The organism is Mesorhizobium sp. M7A.F.Ca.CA.003.01.2.1 (assembly GCF_003998945.1).
Classification (GTDB): Bacteria; Pseudomonadota; Alphaproteobacteria; order Rhizobiales; family Rhizobiaceae; genus Mesorhizobium; species Mesorhizobium ciceri.
In genome coordinates, this window is sequence record NZ_RZRA01001354.1 from 1 (window position 1) to 1,054 (window position 1,054).

Annotated in this window: 1 protein-coding gene; it reads right to left on the minus strand. The window is 64.1% G+C overall.

Annotated features, from left to right (window positions below):
- Window positions 1-1,054: serine hydroxymethyltransferase (gene glyA, locus EN969_RS32605; RefSeq protein WP_164758735.1), on the minus strand; the 1,054-nt coding region annotated here is incomplete at both ends.

A 1,054-nucleotide genomic window follows, 5' to 3' on the forward strand; every position in this document is an offset into this window, starting at 1 on the left:
CCTTGAGACCATCCAGCACTTCGGCGATCAGCTTGCCGATCTCCCGGAATTCGGCCTGGCCGAAGCCGCGCGTGGTGCCGGCCGGGGTGCCGAGACGCACGCCCGAGGTGACAAAAGGCTTTTCCGGGTCGAACGGAATACCGTTCTTGTTGCACGTGATGTTGGCGCGGCCCAGCGCCGCCTCGGCGCGCTTGCCGGTGGCGTTCTTCGGACGCAAATCGACCAGCATCAGATGGTTGTCTGTGCCGCCGGAGACGATGTCGAGACCGGTTTCCTTGAGGCTGGAGGCGAGCGCCTTGGCGTTGGCGGCAACGCTCTCGGCATAGACCTTGAAGCTTGGCTTCAGCGCTTCGCCGAAGGCAACCGCCTTGGCGGCGATGACATGCATAAGCGGGCCGCCCTGCAGGCCGGGGAACACCGCCGAATTCATCTTCTTGGCGATGTCCTCGTCATTGCACAGGATCATGCCGCCGCGCGGGCCGCGCAGCGACTTGTGCGTCGTGGTCGTCACGACATGGGCATGCGGCAGCGGCGACGGATGCACGCCGCCGGCGACCAGCCCGGCGATGTGCGCCATGTCGACCATCAGATAGGCGCCGACCGCGTCGGCGATCTCGCGAAAACGCTTCCAGTCCCAGACGCGGGAATAGGCGGTGCCGCCGGCCAGGATCAGCTTCGGCTTGGTTTCATGCGCGGTCTTCTCGATGGCATCCATGTCGAGCAGATGGTCGTCCTGGCGCACGCCATAGGAGACGACCTTGAACCATTTACCGCTCATGTTGACCGGCGAACCGTGGGTCAGATGGCCGCCGGAATTGAGGTCGAGGCCCATGAACGTGTCGCCCGGCTGCAAGAGCGCCAGGAAGACGGCCTGGTTCATCTGGCTGCCGGAATTCGGCTGGACATTGGCGAAGTTGCAGCCGAACAGCTTCTTGGCGCGCTCGATGGCCAGTTCCTCGGCCACGTCGACAAACTGGCAGCCGCCGTAGTAGCGCTTGCCCGGATAGCCCTCGGCATATTTGTTGGTCATGATCGAGCCCTGCGCCTCAAGCAC